Source organism: Paracoccus mangrovi (assembly GCF_042648425.1).
GTDB classification, from domain to species: domain Bacteria; phylum Pseudomonadota; class Alphaproteobacteria; order Rhodobacterales; family Rhodobacteraceae; genus Paracoccus; species Paracoccus mangrovi.
The window spans coordinates 23,817-50,767 of record NZ_JBHRXJ010000021.1 but is presented as its reverse complement, the minus strand read 5'-3'; the positions used below and the strand labels follow the sequence as shown (position 1 = coordinate 50,767).

37 protein-coding genes are annotated in these 26,951 nt (G+C 61.2%); 20 read left to right on the top strand and 17 right to left on the bottom strand.

The window, feature by feature from the left end:
• The first annotated feature begins 474 nt into the window (after positions 1-474).
• The 9 genes from ACFOMH_RS18995 to nrdH all read left to right on the top strand — a co-directional run bounded on the left by ACFOMH_RS18995 (position 475) and on the right by nrdH (position 5,647).
• Positions 475-759, top strand: coding sequence for a DUF3768 domain-containing protein (locus ACFOMH_RS18995; RefSeq protein WP_377746473.1), 285 nt, complete (start codon positions 475-477; stop codon positions 757-759).
• Positions 760-1,065: 306 nt separating this feature from the next.
• On the top strand, positions 1,066-2,904 hold the full coding sequence (locus ACFOMH_RS18990; RefSeq protein WP_377746472.1) for a ParB/RepB/Spo0J family partition protein: 1,839 nt from the start codon (positions 1,066-1,068) through the stop codon (positions 2,902-2,904).
• Positions 2,905-2,956: 52 nt separating this feature from the next.
• Positions 2,957-3,211, top strand: coding sequence for a hypothetical protein (locus ACFOMH_RS18985; RefSeq protein WP_377746470.1), 255 nt, complete (start codon positions 2,957-2,959; stop codon positions 3,209-3,211).
• A gap of 2 nt (positions 3,212-3,213) precedes the next feature.
• The gene (locus ACFOMH_RS18980) at positions 3,214-3,642 is read left to right on the top strand and encodes a hypothetical protein (protein WP_377746468.1); all 429 of its coding nucleotides are present in this window, start codon (positions 3,214-3,216) and stop codon (positions 3,640-3,642) included.
• Positions 3,643-3,711: 69 nt separating this feature from the next.
• Positions 3,712-3,882, top strand: coding sequence for a hypothetical protein (locus tag ACFOMH_RS18975; protein ID WP_377746467.1), 171 nt, complete (start codon positions 3,712-3,714; stop codon positions 3,880-3,882).
• A 237-nt stretch (positions 3,883-4,119) separates the two neighbouring features.
• Positions 4,120-4,314: a hypothetical protein gene (locus ACFOMH_RS18970; protein WP_377746465.1), complete on the top strand. Its 195-nt coding sequence runs from the start codon at positions 4,120-4,122 to the stop codon at positions 4,312-4,314.
• A 55-nt stretch (positions 4,315-4,369) separates the two neighbouring features.
• On the top strand, positions 4,370-4,531 hold the full coding sequence (locus ACFOMH_RS18965; RefSeq protein ID WP_377746464.1) for a hypothetical protein: 162 nt from the start codon (positions 4,370-4,372) through the stop codon (positions 4,529-4,531).
• Between the two features lie 628 nt (positions 4,532-5,159).
• Positions 5,160-5,348: a hypothetical protein gene (locus tag ACFOMH_RS18960; protein WP_377746462.1), complete on the top strand. Its 189-nt coding sequence runs from the start codon at positions 5,160-5,162 to the stop codon at positions 5,346-5,348.
• 71 nt (positions 5,349-5,419) lie between these two features.
• Positions 5,420-5,647 (top strand): glutaredoxin-like protein NrdH, encoded by a 228-nt coding sequence (nrdH, locus tag ACFOMH_RS18955; protein ID WP_377746460.1) that lies wholly within the window; start codon positions 5,420-5,422, stop codon positions 5,645-5,647.
• A gap of 402 nt (positions 5,648-6,049) precedes the next feature.
• On the opposite strand, the gene ACFOMH_RS18950 is transcribed toward nrdH, so the two are convergent.
• Together ACFOMH_RS18950 and ACFOMH_RS18945 are read right to left on the bottom strand one after the other, a co-directional pair.
• Positions 6,050-6,487 (bottom strand): type II toxin-antitoxin system VapC family toxin, encoded by a 438-nt coding sequence (locus tag ACFOMH_RS18950; RefSeq protein ID WP_377746458.1) that lies wholly within the window; start codon positions 6,485-6,487, stop codon positions 6,050-6,052.
• Positions 6,484-6,765 carry a FitA-like ribbon-helix-helix domain-containing protein gene (locus ACFOMH_RS18945; protein ID WP_377746456.1) on the bottom strand — a complete coding sequence of 94 codons (282 nt, stop codon included), beginning with the start codon at positions 6,763-6,765 and terminating at the stop codon, positions 6,484-6,486. Before ACFOMH_RS18945 ends, ACFOMH_RS18950 begins: the two co-directional genes overlap by 4 nt.
• A gap of 586 nt (positions 6,766-7,351) precedes the next feature.
• Between ACFOMH_RS18945 and ACFOMH_RS18940 the strand changes: the two genes are divergently transcribed.
• From ACFOMH_RS18940 to ACFOMH_RS18920, 5 genes are read left to right on the top strand one after another with little or no spacing between them, the layout of a single operon-like run.
• Complete coding sequence (locus ACFOMH_RS18940) at positions 7,352-7,684, top strand: DUF1419 domain-containing protein (RefSeq protein WP_377746454.1); 333 nt, start codon at positions 7,352-7,354, stop codon at positions 7,682-7,684.
• 13 nt (positions 7,685-7,697) lie between these two features.
• A complete protein-coding gene (locus ACFOMH_RS18935) occupies positions 7,698-7,937 on the top strand; it encodes a hypothetical protein (protein WP_377746453.1) in 240 nt (79 codons plus the stop codon).
• Complete coding sequence (locus ACFOMH_RS18930; protein ID WP_377746451.1) at positions 7,921-8,232, top strand: hypothetical protein; 312 nt, start codon at positions 7,921-7,923, stop codon at positions 8,230-8,232. Before ACFOMH_RS18935 ends, ACFOMH_RS18930 begins: the two co-directional genes overlap by 17 nt.
• Positions 8,229-8,405 carry a hypothetical protein gene (locus ACFOMH_RS18925; RefSeq protein WP_377746449.1) on the top strand — a complete coding sequence of 59 codons (177 nt, stop codon included), beginning with the start codon at positions 8,229-8,231 and terminating at the stop codon, positions 8,403-8,405. Before ACFOMH_RS18930 ends, ACFOMH_RS18925 begins: the two co-directional genes overlap by 4 nt.
• Positions 8,406-8,416: 11 nt before the next feature.
• Positions 8,417-9,259 (top strand): DUF3560 domain-containing protein, encoded by an 843-nt coding sequence (locus ACFOMH_RS18920; protein WP_377746448.1) that lies wholly within the window; start codon positions 8,417-8,419, stop codon positions 9,257-9,259.
• An 83-nt stretch (positions 9,260-9,342) separates the two neighbouring features.
• Here ACFOMH_RS18920 and ACFOMH_RS18915 read toward each other — a convergent pair whose 3' ends face one another.
• Genes ACFOMH_RS18915 through ACFOMH_RS18905 form a run of 3 tightly spaced genes read right to left on the bottom strand, consistent with a single transcriptional unit; the run spans position 9,343 to position 10,109 of the window.
• Positions 9,343-9,600, bottom strand: a complete 258-nt coding sequence (locus ACFOMH_RS18915; RefSeq protein ID WP_377746446.1) for a type II toxin-antitoxin system Phd/YefM family antitoxin — start codon at positions 9,598-9,600, stop codon at positions 9,343-9,345.
• A complete protein-coding gene (locus ACFOMH_RS18910) occupies positions 9,597-9,938 on the bottom strand; it encodes a helix-turn-helix domain-containing protein (RefSeq protein ID WP_377746445.1) in 342 nt (113 codons plus the stop codon). Before ACFOMH_RS18910 ends, ACFOMH_RS18915 begins: the two co-directional genes overlap by 4 nt.
• Positions 9,939-10,109 carry a hypothetical protein gene (locus ACFOMH_RS18905; protein WP_377746443.1) on the bottom strand — a complete coding sequence of 57 codons (171 nt, stop codon included), beginning with the start codon at positions 10,107-10,109 and terminating at the stop codon, positions 9,939-9,941.
• Between the two features lie 26 nt (positions 10,110-10,135).
• Between ACFOMH_RS18905 and ACFOMH_RS18900 the strand changes: the two genes are divergently transcribed.
• Together ACFOMH_RS18900 and ACFOMH_RS18895 are read left to right on the top strand one after the other, a co-directional pair.
• Complete coding sequence (locus tag ACFOMH_RS18900; RefSeq protein WP_377746441.1) at positions 10,136-10,303, top strand: hypothetical protein; 168 nt, start codon at positions 10,136-10,138, stop codon at positions 10,301-10,303.
• A 34-nt stretch (positions 10,304-10,337) separates the two neighbouring features.
• On the top strand, positions 10,338-11,834 hold the full coding sequence (locus ACFOMH_RS18895; RefSeq protein ID WP_377746439.1) for an RNA-guided endonuclease InsQ/TnpB family protein: 1,497 nt from the start codon (positions 10,338-10,340) through the stop codon (positions 11,832-11,834).
• Here the strand turns inward: ACFOMH_RS18895 and ACFOMH_RS18890 are convergent.
• From ACFOMH_RS18890 to ACFOMH_RS18875, 4 genes are all read right to left on the bottom strand, one after another.
• Positions 11,774-12,151: a hypothetical protein gene (locus tag ACFOMH_RS18890; RefSeq protein WP_377746438.1), complete on the bottom strand. Its 378-nt coding sequence runs from the start codon at positions 12,149-12,151 to the stop codon at positions 11,774-11,776. The two genes, ACFOMH_RS18895 and ACFOMH_RS18890, sit on opposite strands and share 61 nt — an antisense overlap.
• Positions 12,148-12,342, bottom strand: coding sequence for a hypothetical protein (locus tag ACFOMH_RS18885; protein WP_377746436.1), 195 nt, complete (start codon positions 12,340-12,342; stop codon positions 12,148-12,150). The genes ACFOMH_RS18890 and ACFOMH_RS18885 overlap by 4 nt, the downstream gene beginning before the upstream one ends.
• A gap of 251 nt (positions 12,343-12,593) precedes the next feature.
• Entirely contained in the window at positions 12,594-13,274 is a 681-nt protein-coding gene (locus ACFOMH_RS18880; RefSeq protein WP_377746434.1) for a hypothetical protein, read from the bottom strand.
• Complete coding sequence (locus ACFOMH_RS18875) at positions 13,274-13,990, bottom strand: nucleotide-binding protein (protein WP_377746432.1); 717 nt, start codon at positions 13,988-13,990, stop codon at positions 13,274-13,276. The genes ACFOMH_RS18880 and ACFOMH_RS18875 overlap by 1 nt, the downstream gene beginning before the upstream one ends.
• A 603-nt stretch (positions 13,991-14,593) precedes the next feature.
• Between ACFOMH_RS18875 and mobC the strand changes: the two genes are divergently transcribed.
• The 4 genes from mobC (at position 14,594) to ACFOMH_RS18855 (ending at position 20,803) form a co-directional block, all read left to right on the top strand.
• Positions 14,594-15,181, top strand: a complete 588-nt coding sequence (gene mobC / locus ACFOMH_RS18870; RefSeq protein WP_377746430.1) for a plasmid mobilization relaxosome protein MobC — start codon at positions 14,594-14,596, stop codon at positions 15,179-15,181.
• A complete protein-coding gene (locus ACFOMH_RS18865; RefSeq protein WP_377746428.1) occupies positions 15,178-17,052 on the top strand; it encodes a relaxase/mobilization nuclease domain-containing protein in 1,875 nt (624 codons plus the stop codon). The genes mobC and ACFOMH_RS18865 overlap by 4 nt, the downstream gene beginning before the upstream one ends.
• 62 nt (positions 17,053-17,114) lie before the next feature.
• Positions 17,115-18,869 carry a hypothetical protein gene (locus tag ACFOMH_RS18860; RefSeq protein WP_377746426.1) on the top strand — a complete coding sequence of 585 codons (1,755 nt, stop codon included), beginning with the start codon at positions 17,115-17,117 and terminating at the stop codon, positions 18,867-18,869.
• A gap of 11 nt (positions 18,870-18,880) precedes the next feature.
• Positions 18,881-20,803: a type IV secretory system conjugative DNA transfer family protein gene (locus ACFOMH_RS18855; protein ID WP_377746425.1), complete on the top strand. Its 1,923-nt coding sequence runs from the start codon at positions 18,881-18,883 to the stop codon at positions 20,801-20,803.
• A gap of 58 nt (positions 20,804-20,861) precedes the next feature.
• Here ACFOMH_RS18855 and ACFOMH_RS18850 read toward each other — a convergent pair whose 3' ends face one another.
• From ACFOMH_RS18850 to ACFOMH_RS18815, 8 genes are all read right to left on the bottom strand, one after another.
• Entirely contained in the window at positions 20,862-21,587 is a 726-nt protein-coding gene (locus tag ACFOMH_RS18850) for a hypothetical protein (RefSeq protein WP_377746424.1), read from the bottom strand.
• A gap of 70 nt (positions 21,588-21,657) precedes the next feature.
• The gene (locus tag ACFOMH_RS18845; protein WP_377746422.1) at positions 21,658-22,182 is read right to left on the bottom strand and encodes a helix-turn-helix domain-containing protein; all 525 of its coding nucleotides are present in this window, start codon (positions 22,180-22,182) and stop codon (positions 21,658-21,660) included.
• A 293-nt stretch (positions 22,183-22,475) separates the two neighbouring features.
• On the bottom strand, positions 22,476-22,877 hold the full coding sequence (locus ACFOMH_RS18840; protein ID WP_377746420.1) for a PIN domain-containing protein: 402 nt from the start codon (positions 22,875-22,877) through the stop codon (positions 22,476-22,478).
• A complete protein-coding gene (locus tag ACFOMH_RS18835) occupies positions 22,867-23,097 on the bottom strand; it encodes an AbrB/MazE/SpoVT family DNA-binding domain-containing protein (RefSeq protein WP_377746418.1) in 231 nt (76 codons plus the stop codon). Before ACFOMH_RS18835 ends, ACFOMH_RS18840 begins: the two co-directional genes overlap by 11 nt.
• A gap of 86 nt (positions 23,098-23,183) precedes the next feature.
• Entirely contained in the window at positions 23,184-24,188 is a 1,005-nt protein-coding gene (locus tag ACFOMH_RS18830) for an ATPase, T2SS/T4P/T4SS family (protein WP_377746416.1), read from the bottom strand.
• Entirely contained in the window at positions 24,188-25,510 is a 1,323-nt protein-coding gene (locus tag ACFOMH_RS18825) for a TrbI/VirB10 family protein (protein WP_377746414.1), read from the bottom strand. Before ACFOMH_RS18825 ends, ACFOMH_RS18830 begins: the two co-directional genes overlap by 1 nt.
• Before the next feature lie 10 nt (positions 25,511-25,520).
• Positions 25,521-26,252 (bottom strand): TrbG/VirB9 family P-type conjugative transfer protein, encoded by a 732-nt coding sequence (locus ACFOMH_RS18820; protein ID WP_377746413.1) that lies wholly within the window; start codon positions 26,250-26,252, stop codon positions 25,521-25,523.
• Entirely contained in the window at positions 26,252-26,923 is a 672-nt protein-coding gene (locus ACFOMH_RS18815) for a virB8 family protein (protein WP_377746411.1), read from the bottom strand. The genes ACFOMH_RS18820 and ACFOMH_RS18815 overlap by 1 nt, the downstream gene beginning before the upstream one ends.
• Positions 26,924-26,951 lie beyond the last annotated feature (28 nt).

The following is a 26,951-nucleotide window of genomic DNA, read 5'->3' as shown; positions in this document are numbered from 1 at the left end:
TTTCTGTTCGTTTCGTCCGCCACGCATCCCTGCGTCTGCCGGTCAATGGCCAAGCGCCGCGCGTGCCGCGCGTCGTCGTCCAGGCGGGCCGTGTCCTCGGCTTCGCCTGCGGGCCGCACCAGCCCCGCCTTCCCGAGCCATGACAGTCAGCCACAGGGCCGCGGGCAGGGCTACGCCCTCCCCGCTCTGCTTTCCGAAAGGCATGGGCCTTTCAGAAAACAGAGCAGGAAGGTCCGCCCATTGGCGGAAAGGGGCAAAGACCCCACCGCCGTCGCAGAAAAGGAAACGACAATGCTTGCTGAAACCAAGCTGACCTATGTTTGCGCAGCCTGTTCGCATCGGTTCGATGCCAGCGAACAGCCGTGGCAATGCCCGAAGTGCCGCGCTGTCGGCAAGGCACGGGATTTCCCGACCGTCGAAACCGCGACCATCGCCAATCAGAACGACCAACTGCGCCTTGGCCTTCTGGGCGGAATGCCGAAAGGGATGAAAGCCCAGGTGCTTGTGACGCCGGGCATCAACGCCAAAGGTCCGGCCTTTGTCAGCCTGTGCCTGCTGTCGATTTCGATGTTCAAGGACTTTTCCGAGGATAACGACCCTTGGGGAGATCGGGGCTTTGCCGCCCTGACCGTCGATGACACCCGCATCTATTTCAAGATCGATCTTTATGACGAGGCTTGTGAATACGGTTCCAGCGAACCGGCCAATCTGGACCGGACCACCCGCGTTATGACCGTCCTTCTGCCCTCCGAATACTGATCTGCGAAAACCGGCCCGCTTCATGCTCCGGGCGGGCCGGGGCTGGCCTGTCGAGTAGGCCAAAATCCGGGAGGGGCGGCAAACGCCCCCCCACCAACCCAAAAGTCGGAAGGAGGTGAGAACAACGAACGAATGGCTTGAGGCGCGCATCACAGAGGCATGGGCGCTTGTCAGGACCGGCGATCACTTTGGCATCGGACGCCGGTTCCTGATCCAGCACGGGGCCATCTAAGCCCCCTCGCCTCGGCCCATACGGGCCGGGGCACCAATAACACGAAAAACACGTCGCAAACAAGGAAGATCACAATGGAACAGCAATCCATCGAAAAGGCCCCGATCCAGTATTTTCGGCTGGACCAGCTTTATCTGTCGCCCATGAACCCGCGCGAAGGCGTGGACCCCGAAGGCATTGCCCTGCTGGCCGAGAGCATCAAGGCCGCTGGTCTGATCCAGAACCTTGCCGGGCATCTTGACCCTGACGGGCGCGTCGGCATTGTTGCGGGCGGTCGCCGCCTGCGCGCCATCATCGAATTGAAGCCCGATGACCTTGCCGCAATCGGTCTGGCCGAAATTCCCGTGCGAATCGCGCCCGACGAAGCCACCGCCCGCGCATGGGCCAGCATCGAGAATGCCGCCCGCGAGGCCCTGCATCCTGCCGACGAAATCCGCGCCTATGGGCGCATGGCCGAAAGCGGCAGCGCCGTCCCGGCCATCGCCCGCGTATTCGCCGTCACCGAAAAGCACGTCTATCGCCGCCTTGCTCTTGCCGCCCTGCCCGTGCCGGTGCTGGACGCCCTGAAAGCCGGTGAAATCACCCTTGGTGCAGCCGAATGCTTCACCATCGCCAAGGACGAGGCCCTTGCGCTTGACATTCTGGACCGGGTGCGCGGTGAAGATTATTCCGTGTCCCGCCTCAAACAGCTTTTGCAGCCCGAAGCGATCCGCGCCAATGACCGCCGCGCGGTCTATGTCGGGCTGGATGCCTATGAAGGCGCAGGCGGGCAGATCACACGCGATCTGTTCGGCAGCGATGCCTTTCTTGCCAGCCCCGACCTGCTGGACCGCCTCTTTGCCGAAAAGTTGGATATGGACGCGGAAATGCTCGGCCATGGCTGGAAATGGGCGCAGACCAGCGAGGACTATTTTATCTCGTATGAAGTCACCGAGAAGCTGGACAAAATCTATCCTGTCGAGGGCGAACTGACCGAGGAACAGGCCGAACGCTATGACGAACTGGCCGAACTGGCGGGAGGCGAAGCCTTGGACGAGGACGGCGAGGCCGAACTTGCCGCATTGCAAGCGATCCTTGACGGTGGTTTCACCGACGACCAGAAAGCCCATGCCGGGATTTTCGTTTATGTCAATGGCGACGGTCAGCTGACCGTGCGCGGGGCCTATATCCGGTCCGAAGACCGCGAAGCCGCAATCGCCGCAGAGGTGCTGACCGGCTTTGCAGCCACGCGCGGGCACACTGGCAGCACCGAGGCCGCGCCGAAATCGCCCATCAGCGCCACCTTGCGCGACGACCTGAACCGCGTGGCCAAAGGCGCGCGGCAGCACGCCACCCTGCGCGACCCGGAATTGCTGATCGACCTTCTGGCCTATCAGTTGAGCCATGGCCTCGCATGGCGCAAGCCCTTCGGGCTTACGACCGAGGACGTGCCCAACTGGCCGACCACGGAAGCCGAAGGCTATGCGCTGGATGATCGCCTGACCACTGAGCCGCCGAAGGACATGCACGGCAAAGACCTTGCCAAATCCTTCCGCGCCTTCCGCAAGAAAGGCACGGACCACGTTCGCGGTGAACTGACCCGGATGCTGGCCAGCCTCTATCGCGGCGGCGACGACGACCTGTCCGCGCTGATCGACAAGGAAACCAAGCCCGCCATCCGTGAAGTCTGGACCCCGAATGCCGCCAATTTCTTCGGGCGCGTCGGCGGCCCTTACCTCAATGACCTCTGGCGTGATCTGCTGGACCTGAAAGAGGACCATCCGACCGCCACCACCTTCGCAAAGCTGAAAAAGGGCGAAAAGGCCGCGAAACTGGAAGCCCTGTTCAACGACCCCGCCATGCGCAAAACCCATGGTGTCACCGAAGCGCAGGAAGCCCGCATCGCCGCTTGGCTGCCCGAAGGCATGGAATGACAGAACCGGGGCGCGCAGGACGCGCGCCCCGACCAACACGAAGGATCGACCTATGACCGACCAATTCAGCCAGAGCGACTATCTGAAAGGAAAAGCTTGGCACGGGCTGGCCTGCGGCTGTGGTGGCGGATACCGCGTCGGCCATGCCATCGGTTGCCCCGACGCGACCCGCGCCGCCAATCTCTCATGCCTTGCCGACGATCTTGAGCGGGCCGAGGCAGCGGGCGACCAGGAGGAAATCGCCGATCTGCGCCGCATCAAGGCCGAGATCGAGGCGCTTGCCGCGCGCTATCCAGACGAGCCTTGACCATGCGCTTCATCAAATCGACCCGCCATCCCTTTACCGATACCAGCCGCAAGCGCGCCGCTATTGCCCGTAAGCAGAAGGCCGAGCGCGAGGCCATGCCGCTCTTCGCCGATCAGATCGCCGCAAGCCAGCGCAGCCCCGACGATGTGATGCAGGCCCGCGCCGAAGCGTGGGCGATCAGCCAACACCAGACCCGGATGCGACGCGCCGCAAATTGGCGGAAGGCACGCCGGGAAATCGACGCCATGCCGCCCCGGATGCGGCAGAAGGTCCGCGCCGCATGGAACGGCGCACCCTATCCGGCCGACCCGGTTTATCTGCTAGACTTCCTTCATGGACTGCGCGTCGGGCGCTACAGCGTCGATGACCTGCCCTTCACGCCTAAGCCGGTCAATGCACGCGGGCATTCGATTGGCCATGAAAGGAATTAACCATATGCCACAGCGTCAGATTGAACTGTTGCGCCACAGCGGCTTTCTTGTCGGAGATCGAGACCCGGCATGAACCGCGCGTTCTCTGGCCGCTTCATGGTTGCCGAACCCCCCGGGCCGGATGACCCTTACCCGACCGACGACGCCAGCGACGGCCGATATTGTGTCGTCGGCGACAATCTCGCCGCCCTCGTTACCAGCACAATCGAATTTTTCGGGCTGAGCTTCCCGCCCGGCTGACCCCTTTCCTTCTGCGACGAAGGTTCAACTGGCCCCGCCCCGCGCGGGGTCTCTTTTTGCCTGGATGCTGCCCGAAGTTGCCCCGGCCAACCCCGGCTATGAGCCGGGGATTGGCCGGGCCCGTGCGCTTCGCGCCGAGACGCGCCATGCGCGTCGGGTCGCTGGCGGCGGCAATCGCGGGTGATATACCTTCCGTGGTCAGTATTTTTCGCCTATATTATGGACATGGAGATCGACATGACCGACGCAGAAGCCCGAAAGTTCGATACCGAAATCGCTCAGCTGGCCGCCAACACGGCCAAGCTGAATGCCGAGACTGCAAAACTCCTGGCCGAAACGACAAAACTGTCCACTGAAAACCGCTGGTATCTGCTGGTCGTCGGGTCCGGCGCTACGCTGGCAATCGTCGCCATCGCAAAGCTCTTCATTTGATCGTCGCCTGCCGGACCACTGTGCGCGCAGTGCAATTCCGAGAAAGAGCGTCGAGATGATAGCCGAGGCCGATATGTCACAGCTTGCAACCAAGCAGGATCTGGCAGCCCTGAAAACCGACCTGTCGGAGTTCAAGGCAGAACTGTTCCGCCACCTTTGGATCATGGCCGCCGGTATCGTCGGCCTGACCCTCACGCTCATCAAGATCCTGCCCTGATGACCGATTGACCCCGCTCTGCCAGCATCCAGGGTCAGATCGACCTGTTCCTCATCTCGCGCCCGCTCATCGCCTCGACAGTGCATTGCACACAGACGGGTTCTCGCTCTCTGATCCAACGCATCGCCGTTCCTCGGGGTCGGGTCTGGCTGATCCGATTCCACACGAAGCGACTTCCTCCGCCCCGGCCTTTCCATGTCGCCCTGCGGGCGCCACCATACCGACATTGGGAAACATGCCGCACGCCGCGTCAAGATCGTGCCTGTGATCCGCGCCGTCGCGGTTGATGAAGAGGACTAAAACCGTCTCGGCCGTCCTCGCCGTCTTTTTCACCGGTTTGCTGTCCCCGGTCGCTTGCATTCGCTGGCTGTCCCTGACCTTTCATGCAAGGCGTTTCTTATCGATGAAAAATACAGGGCAGCGCGTCGGACGGCGACGGCTGGCAGGTAATTTCCCCTGGCCTGCGGCCATTCCTCGCGAAACAAATTACCCGCCACCCTCTGCCTTCAAACACTGATTTCCCCTGCCCGTTGGGCATTCCTCGCGAAACAAATCAGCATTTGACAGACGCTTCCTCTGCCCTGTCCAGAAATTTTCATCGAAACGCCAAGCATGAAAGGAATATCAGATGGCCAACGAAAGCATGAAGCTCCGTGTGAAAACCGGCGAAAAAGACGGCAAGAACTTCTGGGACGACTGCGGTGTCCTCTTCATCAACCGCAACAGCGCAGGCGAGATTACGTCGATCCAGGTCCGCCACAACATGTTCCCCAATGTCGATATGGTCGCCTTCCCCAAGAAGGAAGACGACAAGTAGGAAAGGCCGGGGCGGCGAAAGCCGCCCTTCCCCTGCGAGATCATCCAGACCCGACCCCGAGGAACCACGCCATGACCGTCACCGTCTATTCCAAACCCGCCTGTGTGCAATGCACCGCTACCACCCGCGCCCTCGCCGCCGCCGGCATCGCCTATCAGCTGGTCGATCTGACCCAGGACGCCGACGCCATGCGCTTCGTCCAGGAACTCGGATACCGCCAGGCACCCGTCATCGTCGCCGACGACCAGCACTGGTCGGGATTCCGTCCTGACCGCATCGCAGCAATCGCCGGGCGCTGAGCACGGCGCGCCGTCGCCAAAGTTCCTGAGGTTGAGGTGCCTGCGAGACCGATTGTGACGGAAGCCGCAAAGTCCACTGCCTGTCTTGATATCTCTGGACTGCTTACCGGCTGAGTTCCGGTCGGTTGATTGATCGCAGATAAAAGAGAAGAACCGCCCTTTTGCACCTCTTTCGAGCGTGTGGCGGTCCATGACAGACCAAAAATAGCAGCTTCAGCAGGCGCATTCAATCCTTATGGGCGTCTGCCCGTGGACGGGCACCGGGCTCTAGTCCGGCCAAGGCCGGACCCGAGCCAGCCAGGGCATCGCCCTGTCCGTCTCGGCCCATCCGGGTAACGATCCCTGACGCGGGTGCCAGCATCCCCTGGTCCGAATATCCCGTGGAGGCCTGTGTGGCCGCGTCTAAAACTCGGTCTGACCCGCTGAAAATGGATTGATCACATCAAGACCAAGGGCCTCGAATGGCGCAACGTCCCTCGTCGCAACTGCCGCCCTGTTGTTCGCCATGGCGATCGCACCTATTTGACCGTCCGCAATACCGATCGCCTGGCCTGATTTTCGGCAGGCAGCCATCCGCATCCCATAGTAATAGGCCGCCGTCGCGTCGAAGGGTAAAATCCGGCCCCGGAACTGGTCCTCGATCAGATGAGACACTGCGTCCTGCAACTGCATGGCCCGGCGTCCAGCCGGCACGTTGAAGGCGCCAAACATCAGTTCCGCCGCCGTGACAGCCGTCAGGTAAAGGTTCGTCGGCTCCTGCCGATCAAGCCAGGCAATCACCGCCGGGTTCGGCTCGGGCCTCTGCATTTCCGAGATGACATTCGTATCGACGATGATCATTCGAAAGTCACCGGCTCGGCACCGGATCTGTCCCGAGCTATATCAAGCTCATCGCCTTCGACACCGGCAAAGCAACCCCGAAGCCGTGTGCCAAACCCGCCGGCCACGTCCCGCCGCAAAGATTCGACGATCATCGCACGAACCTCGGCCTCGGCGCTTCGCCCATTCTTGTGGGCACGGATCTTCAGCGCGTCATAAGCATCGTCCGGTATGTTCCGAATAGACATGCTTCCCATGATCTCAGCTCCCCATGCCATCATTCTGTAAATTGATAGCATTTATCGGCAATGACAGCAATTTGAAATCTGCTATCAAAAGCCATGGTTACTCCGCCAGAGGCCCTTGCGGGCCGAAAGCGAAACGATCACAGATCGAGCGTAAGCCTTGGTGGCGTGCCCGTTTTTTTCACCAACCAGTAGGTTCGAAAAACAGGCATGCTTGAGCGCCATCGGGGGCTTTGAAGGATAGAGACTGTGGAGGCCCGCGCTAACGCGCGATCCACGATGATCTGAAGCCGTGCCGGGGGATCGACCGGGCAAGCCCGGCTCACCCCCGCCCCGACATCCTTTCTGTTCGTTTCGTCCGCCACGCATCCCTGCGTCTGCCGGTCAATGGCCAAGCGCCGCGCGTGCCGCGCGTCGTCGTCCAGGCGGGCCGTGTCCTCGCGCTGCGCGCTGCGGGCCGCACCAGCCCCGCCTTCCCGAACCATGACAGCCAGCCACAGGGCCGCGGGCAGGGCTGCGCCCTCCCCGCTCTGCTTTCCGAAAGGCATGGGCCTTTCAGAAAACAGAGCAGGAAGGTCCGCCCATTGGCGGAAAGGGGTAAAGACCCCGCCGCCCGTCGCAGAAAAGGAGGCGTTGCGCCATGAAATTTACCTGCATCCATGAAGGCTGCGCAGACCGCGCCCAGTCTTTCAAGCTCATCAATCGCGGATACGGACCCGATCAGATGTTCGCCGGTCAGTATTTCGAGACGAATGGCGAGGTGTTCGACTATTTCCTTGAGACCCTGCCGCCGCTGGACCACACCGCAGACGGGTTCAGCCTGTCCGAGTTCTCGACCGATACCCTGACCGATGCCTTCATCCGTATCGCCGGTCGTGTCTATTGCCTGACCATCTGCCGTGCTCGCTCGACCGACTTTACCAATGCTGTGCGCAACCTTCGCGCGCATCTGGCCCGCAAAGCCGCAGCGTGAGGGGGGCGCAGATATGACCACCTATCGCCTGCATTCGTCCCCCGCCGTCTACACGCCGGGCATCATCGCCTGGGCAACAAATGCCTGCCAGTTCGAAGAGGACCGGCCGGAAATCTTTCAGATCATCAGCAAGACCTGGCCCGGCATCCCTGCCGATGCCATCGAGGCCCTGCTGATCAAGCGCGTGCCCTTCCAACTGGAAGGCGAAACGCTGGTGTTCATCTACGGAGGCGGCGATGATCCGGCAGTATAACCCGCAGCGTCACCGCCTCGAAATGCTTGGCGGGATCATGCGGCCGATCGGGACTATCCCGGTCGGCACCATCCTTGATGTGCGCGGCACGAAGGTCCGCGTCGAGGCATGGATTCCCCGCGATTACTCAACCTACGAACGCGGCCGCTTCACGACGAAGCGGATTGCAGGGGGCCATATGGCTCTTGTCCGCACCCTTCACAATGGTCGGCTGTTTGAACTGTCGGACGTTTGGTTGCGCGATGCGCCGGAACTGGAATTCCCGGCGCGCACCAGCCGGGGGCCGCACCAATGACCGCCTTTGCAACCATGGCCTGCCGCAAATGCGGCAGCGCCAACCCCCCTGTCTATCTCGCCCCTGTCGTGGTCCCGGGCGATCTCGCCGGAACGTGCATCTGCCTTGCCTGTGCCAATGCGCGCGGCTGGCTTGATCGTGACGGCAACCTGAAACCCGGCATCAGCCTGTAAGGAGAAACGCCATGAATAGCTATGAAGCAAAACAGCAAACCCGCCGTGATCGCCTGGAAGCCGCCGCAGATCGCGCGGAAACACGCGCCAATGCGGCTTACAAGCGTGCCGACATGAGCGAGGCCGCGACCGGCATCCCCTTCGGGCAGCCGATCCTGGTCGGCCATCATTCGGAAGCTCGCCACCGCCGCGCCATCGAGCGCGCGGACAATGCCATGCGCAAATCCGTCGCCGAGGACAAGCGCGCCAGGGAGTTGCGTGCCAAGGCCGCATCGGTCGGAACCGGCGGCATTTCGTCCGACGATCCCGAGGCCATCGCCAAGCTGCAAAAGCAGATCGACGATGCCGAGGCCTTGCAAAAGCAGATGAAGGCCGCCAATCAGGTCGTCAAGAAATGGTCGAAAAAAGGTGTCGGTGGCGAGACCGAAGGCCCGGATTTCGATGCCTATCACGCCGCCTTGAAGGTCATCGTTCCCGCCGCGACAGAGAAGGTTGCCCGCGAGTTCATCACCCGTCACATGGGCTCTGTCGGTTTCGCGCCCTACCAGCTGACGAACAACGGGGCCAATATCCGTCGCCTGAAGGCGCGTGTCGAGCAGCTGAAGAAAGCCGCCGCCCGCCCTACCAGGGAACACGCCTGTTCCGGTGGCGTCACGATCACCGAAAATGCCGAGGAAAACCGCGTCCAGATAACCTTTCCCGGCAAGCCCGATGCAGATACCCGCAGTGTTCTGAAATCGAACGGTTTCAAATGGGCGCCATCGCAAGGCGCATGGCAGCGCAAGCTGAACAATGCCGGTATCCATGCCGCACGCCGCACCATCGCCGCCCTTGGCCTGACCATCGACGCATAACCCACCCGCAGCAGGTCAGTCACAGGCCGTCCCCCAGGGGGCGGCCTTCGGGGTTGTAGGCGGGCTGTCAGTGAGGATCAATGTCACTCCCTGCCCTCATCCCGTGCCGTCAGAATTTCTTCCACAGTCAATTTGATGTTGCGGGCAGCCAGTCGCGCGTGAAGATCACCGATACGGCGCAGACCTGACTTGCGATCAAAGGTCGGACCTGCGGGGACAATCCGCGCGACCGGCTTGCCGCGACGGGTAATCAGCACCGATTCCCCGGCCTCTGCCGCAGCCAGCAATTCCGAGAAGTGTGATTTTGCTTCAGATGCTCCGACTTTGCGCATGGTCATCATGAATCGCCGTCACTCGCTTGTTTCCGCAGCCGGACGCCAGGACCGCCACCGTTCTCGGCGATGAACTCGACGCCAGCAGATTCAAGCGCAGCGCGTATCTTCATCAGCGTCGCTGCGTGACCACCTGTGTGACCATTTTCGAAGCGCGTAATTGTCATCGCCGACACCCCAGCCAAGTCGGCCAGTTCACGAACGCCGATTTGCAACGCGGCTCGCGCCATCCGGCTTTGCGCAGGTGTAATCACTGTGTCACTTTCTGTTGACGTGGTAAACAATTTGCCGATATGTTGACGCTGTAACCACTTCTGTTTGCATGGCGAACATACATGCCTGATCAATCAAAGCGCAAACTTTTCTGCGACGTTGAAGCCGAGATCATCGATCCGGTCAGCGGTCAGGTCGTCGGATTGGTCTACAGATGGAACACCGGCGAGCGTCGCAAACGGTGGTCGGGACCGAGGCTTGAAATCTACAAGTTGCGCATGGTCGATGATCAGGCCGGGCAGCATCACCCCGATCCATCGGGGTCCGATGAATGACCTGGCAGCTGCGCGACACGCCCGAAGACGAGCCCGCCAGATGCGACACGCTGGACGAGGCTCGCGAACGGGCAAAGCATCGCGCCGCAGCCTTTGGCCATCCGGTCCTCATCTATGAGCGCAGCGCCTTCGATGGCGAAAAGCTGATCGAGGAAATCCAGTGATGCCGCGCCGCTCTGTTCCTGCTATGTTCGCATCATGATCTATCGCGCATACAAATACCGGCTCTGGCCGACAGACGCCCAGGCCGAGAGCCTGAACCGCTGTTTTGCAGCCGTCCGTCAGATCTACAATGCCGCCCTGGAACAGCGCCGCACCTATGGACGGCGCAAAGGCTCCGACGCCTTCGGCCGCGACAGCCGCTTCAATGCGCCCCGCCAGGCCCGCGAGATCAATTTCCGCAGCCAGGCCGGACGGCCCGGCCTGCTCGACGATCCCGAACTGCGCTGGATCACCGAAACGCCCCGCGACTGCCTCGATGCCGCCCTGCGCGATCTGGACAAGGCGTTCGACGCCTTCTTCGCCGGCCGCGCGGGGTTCCCGTCCTTCCGCAGCGTCGAGCGCAACAACAGCCTCTCCTTCCGCGCCTGGTGTCGAAAGATCGTTGCCGGTCGATCCGTCAGTACGCCCGCCGTCATTTTCGGCCAGAACTGCGTCACTGTCCCGAAATTCGGCCGCATCCGCTATCGGCGCCACCGCAAGTTCTATGGCGATCCGAAGACCGTCGAAATCATCCGCGAAGGCGCCGAGTTCTATGTCATCCTGACCTGCGCGCAGCCGGATCGCGAGATCGACCATCAGGGCGAAGCGGTCGGCGTCGATCTGGGCGTGGCAATGCCCATCGCCCTCTCGACCGGCGAGCATGTGACACGCGATCCGGGCCTTGCCGCCCTCGATCAGCGCGCCCGCGCCGGAGCCCGCAAGCTGTCGCGCATGAAAAAGGGATCGAAGCGCCGTGAGCGCCAGAAGCGCCACCTGGCCGCGATCCGTCGCAAGCAGTCCCGCCGCCGGGCGGGCCGTGCCCATCGCATCACAACCGAACTGACCCGGCGCTTCGCGCTGATCGCCATCGAGGACCTGCGCGTCAGCAATATGATCGCCAGCGCACGCGGCACTGTCGAGGAACCCGGCCGCAATGTCCGCGCCAAATCCGGGCTCAATCGCGAAATCCTCAATGTTGCGCCCTTCGCGATCCGCCAGCAGCTGAGCTACAAGGCCGCTCGCACCGGGTCGCAGATCGTCGCGGTCGATCCGAGAAATACATCGCGCACCTGCCCGGTCTGCGGCCATGTCGCCGCCGAGAACCGGCAGAGCCAGTCCGCCTTTCTCTGCACCGCCTGCGGCCATGCAGATCACGCGGATATCAATGCTGCCCGCACCATCCTGGCGCGGGCACTCGCATCGGCGGGCGCCACGGCCCGTCGAAAGACGCCAAGCGAATCCGGTTGCGGATCGGCAACGTCGAATGGCCACGTTAGTTGTTTTCAACCGGCCTCAACCCTCGAAATCTTCGGCAGATCAGGTATTTGCCCGCGAGCAGATGCGGTCATCGCTGATCCGGGGGCTTGCTGTGGCGAAAAGTTCCCGCATTCGTTTTCACTCACGATGCTGCCCCTGACGATATGGAGCGAAGGTCATAGCTCCAAAGCCTCGTCCGACCGGGAAAGCTCTGTGATGGCCTGCCTGCGTTCCTGATCTGTCAGGCCTTGAAGCGCCCGCGCCGCAAGCTGCACCCTGCCCCGCCGGCCGAAATTGCGACGGACCAGTTTCCGCCCGCAGGCGATGAAATAGGCCATCAGCTCGTCATAGGTCGAGATCGACGCCCAGAACTCGGCCTCGTCCTCAATCTCGATCAGCGCCGGCAGCGGCGGTCCGGCGCGATATTCCTCCAGGAAGGCCGACAGGATCACTTCCGCATCCCGCCAGTCGCAGGCCGAGATCGCCTCGATCAGCCGATCCGCCCGCGCCAGCCGCTCGCAGGGCGCCAACTCTTCACCATGCGGCCCGGTCATTGTTCAACCTCCGCCTTCGTGTTGTCCTCCAGGGGTCGCAGCCGGTAATTCCGGATCTTGCGGCCGGTCCAGCGTTTCCGTGTCTCGCCGTTATTCCAACGGTAGACCAGCCCGACGACCTGACCGCTGACCGGATCGATGATCTCGGCCACCGCATCCACGAACAATTTCTTCTCTTTCACCCGTGCCATCAGAACACCCCTTCTGAAATGGGGCGCCCAAATGGGGGCAGCCCCGAAAACCTCGGTTTTCGGGGTCTGGCCGTCGCCGAGACCGGGGGTAGCAGAGGCGGGAAAAATCGACAGGGGTGGTGCGGCCCGCAGCCGAAGGCGAGGACACGGCCCTGTCTATTTTTATTGCCGTCGCGGGGGGCGGAGCCCCTTAGCTCTTGGGGAGCAGCAGAAGGGGGCGTTCGGCTTGTCCGAATCCCCCCGGCCCGCAGTCACTGACCTTTGCCGGTCAGCCAGGCGTCGAAATGCGACAGGAACTGCGCACGCACCCATCGCGACATCGGGGCCTCGATCCCGGTCATCGCCTCCGGATCGAGCTCTTTCACCAGCCGGTCATAGGCGGTCTGGCTGATCATCATCGATGTGTCGAAGGGGTGACTGGCATCCGTCATGCGCTCGCTCGGCACTTCTGTGTATTCGATGCCCGCCTCGATCCGCTCGATCAGCTGCGGACGCAACTCGCCCATGGCCTTGCGGAAGACCGCGCTGACCGGACAGCGGGCCTTTTCCGCCCAGGCTGTCGCCCTTTCGGCCAGGTCGGACGGGCAGCGGAAGGTGGCGCGCAGCTTGACTTTCGGCCCCCTGCCCGCCTCGACCGGCACCTTCATGTCCTCTGTGGTCTTGCGAGGCTCTGTGGTTGCGGAAACATCAGGCGTGGCCTCTGCTTCAGGTGCCGTGATCGGCGCGGAAGACTGCGGCTTCACTGGTGAATTTTTCGGCTTTTCGGCGGGTTTCGGAGGCGGGGCTGATACTTCGGTCGATTTCTTCGCGGGAGGTTTCGACGCGGATTTCTCGACCGGTCGCGGCGCTTCCTCCGGCTTTGCAACATCAAGACGAGCCGCAAAGCTGTCATCGCGCTTGAGAACCATGCCACGATCCTTGAGCTTGGCCATTAGCTGTTCTCCTTGATGATCGTGTCGAACTGGTCGAGCAGTTCACCCATCTCGGTCAGGCCCGGCGCGATCGACTGCACCAGGCTGCGGTTCGGATGCTTGTCACGAATGACGCCCAGGAGCCCGGTGTCGTTCATGCGCTCATAACACGCCCGGTCCAGCACGAAGTCTTCCAGCGTCGGCAGCGTCTCGAACATGATGGCGATCTGCGTCTTTGCAGATTCGCTGATCGACTTGCCGACATGGCTGCCGACGACGCGGAACGGCGGCACATGACCTGGATCATCGACGCGCGATTTCAGCTTTTCATGCCAGATGCCGGTGGCGGTGGTGTCGCGCACATCCTGCGACGACAACCGGCAGGGCGAGACGATCAGATGCGCCGTCATGGCCATTTCGTCATGCGCTTCCGATCCGCCCCCGAAAGTGTCGATCAGGATCAGATGGTCTTCGTCCTCACCTTCGTAGAGCGTCTGTATGTCCTCAAGCACCTTCTCGGCGCTCAATGTACCGATGACATCGATCCGGTCATGCCAATAGCCCTGGCGTCGCGCTTCGTTCATCCATTCGGCGATGCCCTGGTTCGAATCGGTGTCGAAGATTGTCACGCGCTCGCCCCGGTCGATGGCTACAGAGGCGAGCCCGCGCACGAGCGTCGATTTCCCGCAGCCGCCTTTCTTGTTCATGACCGCGATGATCCGTCTGCCTGTGCCCATGATGCGCTATCCGTTCTGCATGATGCGTTTTCCACAATGCGTAACACGCATACCGTCAAACGGCAAGCAACGCCCATGTTGCGCGATGCCAAATCCGCAATACCCGAAAGGGTATGCACTATCCAACGTGCAACAAGCCACATGCGAAAAGCGGCAACCAATAACCGTGTTGCAACAAACGCAATGCGCGGTCGGCTATACCGGGTGCAGCATACAGGATGCGCGGAACGTAAGCCGACAGCTGGGGAGCGATGACCGCGATCCGTGATGCGACATGCAATATCCGCAATCCGCGATGCGCGTTAAATGAAGGGTGGCGACGCGAGAGCGCCGCTGTGGGGCTGCATGGGGCTTTCGGTCTGTTTTGGCTGCCACCCCTGCGGCCATGTCCTGAATGGCCTCCTGACGGCGCTCTGCGCGCGCCTGAAGCGGTGTCGCGAGTGCGACACACCCTGGGCGGGTAAGCAGACGGACCATATGCGCCGCACCGAGCAACCGCCGCGATCGCCAAAATCGACGCGGCCTGCGGTCGCGATTTCCGATTGTTTGGAGGGCGATCTTGGGTTACTCTGGCACATATGGGGAAGTGGCAGGAAATGCGGAATGTTTACAAAACGTCTCGCGGCCATCGTCAGGAGAATGTTGATGGCGCGTAAATCGCTGACGAAAGATCAGAAGGCGGAGGCAATCCGGCAACTGAAGGCTGGCGGGACAGTTTCGACGGTTGCTGATGCCGTGGGGGCGGAGCCGGAGGCGATCAAGAAGGAAAAGGCCCTCAAACTGCGTCAGTCAGAGGCCACCACGACCTATGGCAGCGCCGTAGCGGTGCGTCTGTCGCCTGAAGAATTGCAGCAACTGGACCGGCTGAAGGATGTTCTTGGCACAGACAGCAGGTCGGAAGTGCTGCGCACATTGCTGCGATCCAGTGTCGGGATGCTCGAATTTCCGCCCGAACAGGCGGCGGAACTTGAGGCGATCAAGCACGAGCTGCACAAGATCGGTGTCAACATCAACCAGATCGCCTTCGCCGCCAACACCCGAAAGATCAAGCTGGCGAAAGGGCAGATGCACGCCCTGGACGATTTGCGGCTGACCATGCCGAAGGTGCGCACCTTCCTTCAGGCGGTGGTCAGCGAGCAGCGGCGTCGCGGAGTCAGACTGTTCAAAGCCTTTATCGAGGGTGAAGCATGAACCGGGGTGGTCTCGCAAAGGCGCTGATCGGCGACATCGAATTTCCGATCTGGCAGGGCGGTGCAGGTATGCTGGCCTTCCAGCAGGCCGAGGTCGCGCGCGAGTTCGACAGGTTCATGACCCCGAAGCCGAAATTTTCCGGGCGGGCGGCAGGTCTGTGGCGCGTCGCCCAGGGCTCGAATGCGGTGGTGTTGAAGAAGATCCATAATGGCGGCACGCACACCGGAAAGCAGCTTGGCAACCAGCTGGATTACCTATTTTCCAAGGCGGCGGCGGTGTTCGGGAACATGGCCGATCTGGACCCGCGTGCCCGGACGCTGGACGGCGATCAGCGCAAGGCCATCATCGATCAGTGGTCTGACGAATGGACCGGCGATCCGAAGAACGGTCATACCACGCATTTGTTGGTGTCTTTCCCCTTCGATGTGAGCGGGGAGCGCGCAAAGCCGGTGGTCGAGGAATGGTGCATGGAGATGTTCCAGTCCGGTCTGCATTCGGATGGCGAGGAATGGGCCTATGTCGCAGCCCTGCACACAGATCGGGTCAACCGGCATGTCCATGTCGTCGTGAACAACCGGGGCCTGGAGAATGGCGACTGGTTCTATATGGCGAAGGACCACGCCTTCAATCTGGATTTCATGAAGGAACGGCTGGTCGAGATCGCCGCCGGGCAGGGCATGTTTCTGGACAAGAGCAGCCGCCTGGACCGCGGCGTCTTGACCTATGGGCCGTCACGCGCCGAGATCGAGCGGGCCACACGCGAGGGCCGGGAGCCGATCGAGAACCGCCGGCAGGGCAGGGCGCTCAGCGATGCCCTCGATCACATTCAGCGCAATATCGAGACGCTGCGCAGTCTCGCGGTCGTGGCCACCCTCATCAGCGACGAGGACCTGGCCCGGAAGATCGAGGCCGCAGCCGACCTGCTTGAGCAGGGCGGCATTATCAATCACCGAAATCAGGAGATCGTCATGGACGCTGAAACCATCCGCAATCGCGGCGATCTGGCCAATGCCTTCGGGAACTGGCTGGATGAAAGCGAGAAGGACATTTCGCGCCTGCCCGTGCAGGAACAGCGCGAAATGCGCGAAGAACTCTACGGTATTGCCTCGGAGATCGTGCGCGATCTGGGCGATGATCGCGGCGCGCAGCTGATGCACCATGCCCCGCGCACGCCGGTTTATCAGGCGCAGATGGACGGTAATCGCATCACTGTCGAGGACAAGCACAAGGTCATCGGGCCGGATGGCTCAAAGGAAATGACGGCGCAGATCGGCGCGGCCGCAGAGAAGGCAGGTCTCGATCCGATCGTGATCCAGTCCCGGATGGAGACCGGAGCCGCAAATGCCTGGCAGGAGCGCGAATGGATCAAGGCCGATATTCTGGCTGTGGCCGACGCGAAGAAGATCGATCTGTCCTCCGAGGAAGGGCGGGGCAGGGCGGCCGAGCTGGTCGATACCTTCTATGCGGCGGCTGCCCGCACGATTTCCCGCGCGGTGCCGATCGAGCAGGAGGCCACGAACGACAAGCTCACCCGCACCCTGTCGGCAATGGCCGAGGCTCACGCCCAGCATGGCAAGGTCGAGTTCCAGAACGACGAGCATGCTGCCCGCTTCGGATCCGACTTCCGCGAACGCTATGGTGAGAATGCCATGGCGCGGATCGCGGCGGGTGACACCAATGCCCTGGCCGTCGATTTCCCTGATGCGGGTCAGCGTCGGGCTATCGCGCGGGCTGTGGCCGCGGCGGGCGAAGCCCATCAGTCGGTCGGTATGACCCTCGCCCAGACCCGGCAGGTTAAAGAGAAAATGGCCGAGCAGGAGGCTGACGAGCATCACGTTTCGCGTCGCAAGGATCTCGGTCACGAATTGTAATCGCAAAGGCGCCGGGCTGATTTCGTCCTCTGCGCCGCAACCGGATTTGATAGAGTTATAGAATGAACGCTGATGTTACAGAAAACACGGTCGATGAATTTGAAGCCTATAATGCGCAAATCCCTGGCGGTGATGTGCTTCAGATCGGTCGCTGGACCCAAAATGCACAAAAGACCGGATTTTATCGTCCGCTGCTGGTGGATATGAATGACGGCTTTCATCCCGCCTTTGCGTCCCGGGGCAATCACGACATTGACAGCCTCGGCACCGTCACAGTCTCACAGCACGCCTATACCGACCATGACACCGCAGACGCCCTCCAAACCACATTCGCAAATGAGGGCGATCGGGGGCTGAGTGTCGCAGAAAAGGAAATGGCCGCGCAGCAGCCCGACGAGACGATCGTTTGGCAAGACAGGTGGCAGTTTGACGGCGACGGTCAGCACGAAATTCGCCCGATCGTCGTTCAGACAGCCGCAGGCTTTCACCCTGGTGCTGAAACCTCCTATATGGGCGGCGACGATGGCTATGGCTTCTCGGATCAGGCTTTCAGCACGCTTGAGCGGGCGAAGCATTTCGCAGGTGGCTATGCTTATGACAGCGACGGCCTGGCCGAGGCGGTGCAGAAATTCGATGTTGCCGCGCAGAAGATCGCGGATCTGAGCGACGCGCCAGAGCAAACAGTCGGTGTTCGCGTGGCACTGGATGCAGCATTGAGAGAGGTCGGCAGTTCGGCTGCGCAGGTTGCCAGGGGCGACACCGCTTCGCTCGCGGCGCTGACCGGCGATCCGGCCCAGGTTTCGCGGATCGTGGATACGGTGACAGCCACCAGTGACCGTGTGATGTATGATCTGGTCCGTGACGAGGTGCGCCGGGCAGGTCTTGATGAGAGCGACGCCAATGCCATCGACGGCTTCATTGGCGCGACCTATGGGTCGGAGGAAGCCTATATTCAGCAGACCAACACCAGGTTCCAGCTCGCAGATTTCCGCTCGGTCGGCATCTCGCTCATTGCCGGCAGGCAATCTGAAATCCCGTCCCTGACGGATGAACAGGCAGCCGGGTTTCGCAAGGATTTCGATGGCGTTTACGGCGAGGGCGCTTACGACCAATTCCGGGCAGGGGACACGCATGTCATCGCGAAAGACTACCCGACCGCACAGGACCGGCAGGCCATTCTGCGCGGTGTGCAGGAGCATGAAGGCGATCTGGCCAATCTGACCGAAGCAGATCGCCAGGAGCGTGATGATGCCTTTCGACTGGCCCGGCGCATCCAGAGGGCGGATTGGCATTACAATTATTCCGACGACAGCAGCGTCAGGTCTCGCGGCGCCTTCGAGACCCATGAAGTCAAAACGGATGCGGCCGAATTTGCGTCGCGATCCTCCTATCATGCCGAATGGGTCTCGGCCGCCTGGGATGCCTCGGAAGCACCGGGGGCAAGCGCAACCTTCAAGGGCTATGTGCCGGCCGCAGATCGCGTGGCTGTTGCGGGCTTTGACAGCTTCGAGGTCCAGACGAAAGCCGCCGCCGGACAGGACAAGGAAATGGTGGTCGACGCGAAGTCGGAGAACCTTGCCGATATCGAGGCCGATTCCGCATCCATGATGATGAAACTGGTCAAGGACACGGCCGAGAACCTGACATTCATCCGTGAAAACCTGTCCCAACTGCCACCGGAGCACCAGGCGTCAGTTGGCGAAGTCTTCACGCGCGTCATCAAGGATGCCGCAGGCCATTACGGGATCGAAATGCTTTCCGGAGACAGATCGGTCACAATCACCGGCAAGGGTTCTGATCTCGACATGGATCTATAGGAGGCCAAATCATGAACAGGACATTGATCGCCCTGCCTTTCGGCATCATCAGCGGAGCCGTCATTGGCCTCATGCTCGGCGGCATGTGGGTCCAGCATCAGCTCGGGGCCAATGCCTCATCTGCCGACATGTTCATCCTCGTGAAGCAGTTTCCGGGGATGGCCCGCAGCATGACACAGCCCTGGCTGACAGGCTATCAGATCGCCGGTGCGGCCCTGGTCGCGACCGTGCTGTTCACGCTGGCGCTGTCCTTCACCCAGAAGCTGACCCAATACGGCAGGGCGCATTTCCAGTCTTTGGCCGAAATCAGAAAGAACGGGCTCTTGCAGAAGATCGGCGGCGGTCTGGTCTTTGCCCGGCTTGGAACGCACGGCATCCTCGGCAGCTTTCTTGGCTGGTTCAGGTTCATCGCGTCGAACTGGGACAAGTTCCCGCATTGTCTGGTCGTCGCTCCCACGCGCGCGGGTAAGGGCGTCGGCTATGTCATCCCCAATACGCTGCTGTTTCCGGGCAGCTGCGTCATTCTCGATGTGAAAGGTGAAATCTTCGAGGCCACGTCCCGGCACCGCAAGGCGCAGGGTGACGAGATCTTCTATTTCGCGCCCTTCGACTTCGATCACCCCTCGCATCGCTACAACCCGCTGGAACGTATCGCCGCACTGAAGAATACCGATCAGCAGTTCACCGAGTTGAGCAAGCTTTCAACCTATTTCCTGACCACCAGCGAGAAGGGTGGCGCCACGGATTTCATCGTCGGCGCAAGGGAACTGTTCGTCGCCGGCGGAATGCTCGCCATCGAGCGCGGAAAGCCGACCATCGGGGAAATTACCCGCGTCCTCTTCGGCGGCGCCGACAAGTCCGAGGAATACAAGCTGCGCGCGGCCGAGGCCCGCCACCAGCAGACCAAGGATATCTTCACCGATTTCAGCGGCTATGCCGACCGCACCCTGTCCTCCTATGTCTCTGTCCTGAAGGGCGCGGGCCTCGGTCTCTGGGTGAACCCGAAGGTCGATCGCGTCACCAGCGGCAACGACTTCAGCTGGCAGAATATCAGAATGAAGCCGCAGACGGTCTATATCGTTGTCAACAGCGACGATATCGTCACCCTTGCACCGCTGATGCGCCTGCTGTTCGGCGAACTGATCGCCACCCTGCGGTCGTCCCTGCCGAACAAGAAGACCGAGCCATGGCCAGTGCAGATCATTCTCGACGAGTTCGACCAACTGGGCAAGATGCCCATCGTCGTGCAGTCGCTGAAGCAACTGGCAGGGCACGGCGGGCGCGTGTCGATCATCACACAGTCCATCCCCGGCCTCGACAATATCTATGGCGAAAATGATCGCCTGTCGGTCGAATCCGCAGCCGGGATGAAGCTCTTCATCAGCCCGAACGAGAAGAAGACCGCTGCCGAGGTGTCCGAGGCCCTGGGCAAAACCACCCGGCTTTCCGTCAGCGACAGCCTGTCCTCTGACGGTCGCGGCTTCCGGCGGCGGTCTGTTTCTCGCCGGAATGAAGAACGCCCTCTGATGAGCCCGGATGAGGTCAAGAAACTCGATGCCTCGAAGGTCATCCTGATCCCCGAACGCCAGAACCCAATCCTGGCGGATCGCATCGTCTATTACGAGGACCCCTATTTCTCGAAGATCATGGCGGCGCAGTCCGGACCGCTGCCCTATCCCGACGAGCGGCATCAGATCAGGTCGATGCGTGACGAGATCGAAAAACTGCAAGACCAGGTGGCGCAATTCCGGCCGCTGGCCTATGCGCCGTCGGCGGGAATCTCCGCCAAGGCGGTCATCGCCGAGGTCGAGGCAGCCCGACCTGCGATGACAGATGCCGAAGCGCGGGAGGCCCTGCGTCCCTCGGACAAGGAGGTCATCAAGAAGGCGTCGGATTTCCGGAAGAAGATGAAGGCCAAGGTGCCAGCAGAATAGCTACCGATCCGAAGCGGAATGCTGATGTCCCGCCTGCGCACCGCGTTGGCGGGATTTTTCAGAACCTGACGGCCGGATCTCCAGGCGGCAGCGCAAGCAATTCAGGCACTCGGCAATGTGCCTGCATCCAGGATTGCTTGTGCGGGCATGTCCAGCTCATGACTGTCAGGATGTTCTGATAGTCCTGCTGCAGATGTCGATGGAAGATCGGTTCATGATGCGCAATACGATTGCGAAATGTGCGCAGGAAGTCGAGTGGTGTGTGCGCACCAGCACGGTTCAGGGATGCCGCATGTGGAAATGCTGCGCGAAGTGCCGGACGCCAGAGCGTCATTTCATAGTTCGCACGTTGCGTCCTGGCGCGATCAACGAAACCACCCTTCCCGAGTAATGAAACCCAGAAGCCAAACGAAAGGCTTGCGATGATGTGGGGAGGGTCGAGGGGATAGCCGTCGCGCTGAAGCTCAGTTCTCGCTTGGGCAACCTTTCCGTTCGCGCCATGATTCAGACCGGCAGCAGGATTGTCGTACCAATCTACGCCATATGTTTTGGCCAGTTGCCGGTGCATACCGTTGCGAACAGCAATTTCAAGCGCCTGCAAAGGCCCGTAAAACGCCGCGCAGATGGCTGTATTCCAGGTATAGAGCCGTGCCGCCGCCTCACGATCAGCACCAGTCGCAGCCAAATAAGTGGCGAAGCGATCCACCGAAAGCGTTGCTTCCAACTCGTTCAGGGCGTCCGCACTATAGGCATACCCCTTGACATTCGCGTCCGTATCCTTCATATCAACCTCGTTCGCCCCGGACCCGCCTCTGCCTCAGGTATGCGCCCGGGGCTCAGCATTTCTGGGGGCTTCACTTACTTCCGCTCTCCGCGGTCTTGCTTAGCTGTCGTTTATATCCACGCCGCGAAACCGCTTTCCGCTCTTCTTTCGCGCCGTTCTCGACCGCACGAAAATCCGGCTCTAGTTCCTTCAGGCGCTTCACCAGCCCCGACAGATCATAGATATTGGTCTGCTTGCCCCCATGTCCGGCATATCTCTCAATCCGTTGGACAAGACCGGCCTCTTCCAAGTCGGCGATATAGCGGCGAACCTGTCGTTCGCTCAGGCTAAGCCTTTGCGCCAGGGTTTTTACGCCAGGATGCGGCTTGCGCGCCTCTTCCCACCAAAAATCACAGAGCTGCAACAAGACCGCCAGCTGAGTCGGATTGAGCCCAAGCCGCTGCTGCGCTCTGAGCAGCAGCGACGGAACGATACAGAAGCCGAGGTCAATGACCTTCTTGCCCCATTTGCGCTCAGAAGACTGCCCGGCCTTAATCTTCTCCGGTCGCAGTTGCACAATCTTGTTTTCGTCGGTATCGGTTTTGTCAGCGGTCATGATCCTGTCCTTTCTCTGTTGGAGAATATCGTTCCGGAACGCTTGGCTTCAATACCTGACCCCCGGATGTCTGTGACCGTAAGGCCAGGCCATACACGTCCATACCCTCCGGATGCTCTTGTCCGATAAAGTAGGATCCACCCATCCAGAATCAGGTATGTCGGACGAACGAGGATATGGAACGACCGGACGCGCGCGACCGGAGGGGCGCTTTTTTTCGGGGTCGTTTTATGTGAAAATATCAAGCGCCCCCGAGCCCGGGCGGTTCTGCCTGAGCGGTGCGCTACTGATTATCAGGCGCGGAATGGATTACTGATCGTGATTCTGTCGGCCACCCTGAATCCGTCCTGCATGTCCTCGGACAGGAGCATGTCACAGTCCGCCAGAAGGCCGGCGGCGACGATCATCGCATCATAAACGGACAGCGCGTGCTTCCGCGCCAAGGCAATGCCCAGATCATGCGTCTCATAAGTCAGGGGATCGACGGTCACAAATTCACGGATCATGAGCAGAAAATCATCGCTCTGCGCCCAGCTCATCCTGAACTTCCGCTGTGTGACATTCGCGATCTCGTTCAGCACCTGCACGCTGACGGTTCCGCCATCGCGCAGCAGCCCTTCGGCAATATCTGCCTTGGCACGATCTTCAGAAAGAAGGTAAATCAGAACATTCGTGTCGAAGAACCTACCTGGCATTCGCCTCGTCCCGGTCGAACCGATAGCCCTTGGGCATCAGTCCGCGAAACGTGCGAAGCCTTTCCAGTATTTCTTCGGGATCGCGACGGCGCTGAACCTCAAAATGTCTGGCATCGGCTGCGGTGATTTCGATCTCGTCGCCTGCCTTCAGGCCGAGTTCCTGGACCATCCGCGCGGGCAGGCGGACGGCCAGAGAGTTGCCCCATTTCGCGATCTGCATGGTGTTAAACTCCGCCTTGGATGATATACATTTCCATGAATGTATATCTTTATGGCCGGCGGTTCAATTGGCGATCCGTCCCGGTCTCAGATCAGGTTCGCATCCAGAGCCGGAAAATAGACTTCCATGATGCCCCGCGCCTCGCCTTCCCGGCCGGTCTGGATCACCGCATCTATCGAGCCGCGCAGATAGCGCAGGATCTCGCCATAGTTCAGCTGCGTGCCCGTGTTCATCACCAGGAGCGCCATCTTGTCCATGGCCTTGCGGCCACTGGCCGCGTGCAGCGTCGTGAAACTGCCCTCATGGCCGGTATTGATCGCGCCGAGGAAGGTTGCGGCTTCCCCGCCGCGCACTTCGCCCAGGATGATCCTGTCCGGTCGCAGACGAAGCGTGGCCTGAAGAAGCTTGTCGGCCGAGCGCGGCGAGGTGTCGTCGCGCGATGCGATCAGGCTGACATGGTTTGGCTGGTGCGGCAGGGCCTCAGCCGAATCCTCAATCAGCACCAACCGCTCTTCATCGGGGATCATCCACATCAACCGGCGTGCCAATTCGGTCTTGCCGGCCGAGGTCGGTCCGGACACGATCATGTTCAGCTTCATATCGACGCAAGCCGTCAGCACCGCATCTGCATCACCACCGACACCAAGATCGGCCGCGAGGCTGTGAATCTTCTCGATCTTCGACAGCCGGTCGGTTTCCAGCGAAATGCCCTGCTGGCGCAGGAAGCCGAACTTCTTCGGTTCCTCCGATGCCAACCTTTGCCGGAAAACCCTGAAAGAGAGGATGGTTCCACCGAATGCCGCCGGCGCAATGATCGCCTGCACCCGCAGCGTCGCACCGCCATAGGGCACCGTGGTGGAAATCATCGGCGACAAAGCCGTCAGCGGCTGCTCGGCAGATCGTGCTATCTGCCCGGCCAGATCGGTCACTTCCGATGGGTTCAGGCTGATCCCGTCGAAGCGGCTCATATGAGCCGATCCGGCCTTTTCAACCCAGAGACCGGCATCGCCATTGATCGCCAGTTCGATCGTCAGAGGGTCGCCCAGGATCATATCGAGGCGCTTCAGGTAATGATCGAGATAGCCAGCCATCAGAACATTTCCAGATCGGTATTGACCCGAACCATGACCACCGCACCCTGATCGACCGAAATCGTCGCCGGAATGTCGAGATATTCGGCCATGACATTATCGAGTGCGTCGGACGCATCCTGGCCGATGCTCTCAACCGTATCGCGGGTGGTCTCGCTGCCGCCATTTTCTTCGATACTGGCGACGGCAATGTCCGGCAGCGCACCGATGATCGACACAGCCGCGGCCGATCCGAAGCGGGCCAGCGTGTGATTGTTGACCTTTCCGGTCATGCCCGCGCGTCCGATGCGGTCTGTGCCATAGCCTTCCAGCTGCACGGATTGACCATCGGACGTGATCAGCCGGTCCCAGGCAATCATCACCCGGCGCTGTCCGCGCTCGATCTGCGAATTATAGCGCCCATAGAGTTTCGAGCCGCGCGGGATCAGCACCTGGCTCATGTCCATCGACCAGACATCATAGCTGACGTTGGCCGCGACATTTCCAGGCAGCTGGCTGCTGATCGCCGTTTCCAGCGTCGCTTCGATCAGCGTGCCCTGAATTATGGTGTTCGACGGGCTGCCGATGACCTCGCTCTGTGTCACCCGCGCCTTGTTCGCCCCGGCGCGCAGGAACTCGTCTCCGGCGGCATAATCGCGTGTCTCGCCGCCTTCGCCCGATGCCGCTCCAGAGCCGCCGCTGGCCCGGAAGGCCACCATGGGCGAGGCGATCTGCGCCTGCCGGCGTGCTTCCTCTTCGGCCCGGCGAGCCTCGTATTCGGCCCTGCGCTGCGCCTCAAGTGCGGCGGCGGCATCCTGTTCGCCAAAAAGCTGGTCCTGGGTTTCGAGTTGCGATTGCAGCCGCAGCATTTCCCGCTCGGCCTCGGCAAGGGCCTCGTCCTTCAGCGCCGCATCGCCCTTCATCTGCTCCATTTCCGCCAGAAGCGCGTCGCGGGCGGTGTCGCCCTCGGTCAGCTTCAGCTGCAACCCTTCAAGCTGTGCTGCCAGTTCGTCGATCCGCGTTTGATCGACCACTTCCACCGTTTCCGTGCGTGTGGCCGGGGCTTCCGGCACCTGCGGCTCCGGACGCGGCCGGGTGATGGTGAAGCCATCGAGGCCGCTGCCGTCCTGGAAGTCAGTCACCTGCGATGTGGGCAGGTTCAGCGATGTGCCTTGCGGCGGCGCATCTGTCGCAGTCAGGAAAGCATAGCTTGCAAGGGCCGCGCCGGCGGTGAAGGTTCCGGCACCGATTGCCCAGTGCTTCCAGCGGTTCCTCCGTCCGGGCTTGCGCTGAAGGCGCTGCAACCGTTCCTCGATGCCGCTCTGCTCGTTCTCATTCGCCATCGATACCTCCTTACAGCCCGGCCTGTGCGGCCGATCCGGTCACGCAGACATATTGATCGCCATAGCGCAGCACCCACCGCTCCGAGCGGCCGGCAACCGTGATGACCGTGCCTTTCGTGGTGCTGTTGACCGCATATTCGAGACCCTTGCCATCAGCGCGGAAGACACTTGGCATCGGCGCACCAGGCGGGATCTGAAAGTAGGTCCGGTTGCCATCGTCGGATACGCCGGTTGGCGCGAAGGTTGCGCCATTGACCTTGCGCGAGACCGCATAGCGCATCGGCGGCAGGGTCGCCGAGGCTGTCGCGGCGGCAGCGCCCGCCGAGCGGGTCGATCCGCCTTCGCCGGGCACCGTGAATTTCACCGACCAGCTGGGCGTGCCGCGGCTGGTTTCCACAAGGTTGATGAAATAGAACCGCCGGTTCGTCTCTACCGTCATATTCGTGGCAGCGCCCTGGATGACCGGCTTCACCGTGAAGACGTTCGCGCCTTCCAGCTTGTCGATCTGGAAGCTTTCGCTGTCGCCGATGGCGATCGACTGAATGCGTTCGCCATTGCCAAGCTCGATCAGCGTCACGTTCCGCACCCGTGTCTGCACCGTGTAGACCTGGCCTTCCTGATAGGTCGCATAGGTCACACGATGGTCGCGCGAGCCCGATTGGGGCCGCGCCTCGGCATGAACAAGGCCCGGCAGGGCGAGATATGCAGCCAGAACGGCCGCGCCATAGGTCGATTTCAGCATCAGTTTCCTCCTTCCTGCTGGGCTTCGAGAGATTCAGCCGTCACGCGATAATCCGTCACCGTGAAGCCGAAGGGGTTTTCCCAGACCAGCTCGACCGCCGATTGCTGGGTCGGCACGAACTGATAGGTGACGGTCGCATAGAAATTGCCGATCCGATCATCTTCGCCGGGACGGCTCAGCGTCTTGGTGAACCGCACCTGCGTCGTGTCCTCATCGATCGGGTTGACGCTCAACACCTCGATCGAGATCTTGCCCGTCGCCCCATAGAGATCGGGCGGATAATCCGCATTGCCCTCGGTCCAGAGCGCCCGCACGCTTTGCTGCGCGATGCCGGCCGACTTGCGATAGACCGCCAGAATGCGCCGCTCGTTATCATTCGCGTCATAGGTTTCGCGATCCATGACGTAATTGAAGACGAGGCTCTGCTTGACCGCATCCGCATGTTCAATGGTCGCGTTCTCGATTTCGACGGCGCGTTCGGCGATGCCGGTGTCTCGATCCACGATGGTCAGGTAAGCCTGCGTCTCCTTCAGCGGCAGCAGCATGACCAGGGCGGTCAGCTCGCCCACCGCGATCAGGCTGCTGAAAATCGCAACGCCCCAGGCCGTCCGCAGGCTGCGTCTTGCCCCGAAAATCAACTCGCTTTCGAGAATCGTCCTCTGTTCAGACACGCGGTCTGTCATAATATCACCTCATGAA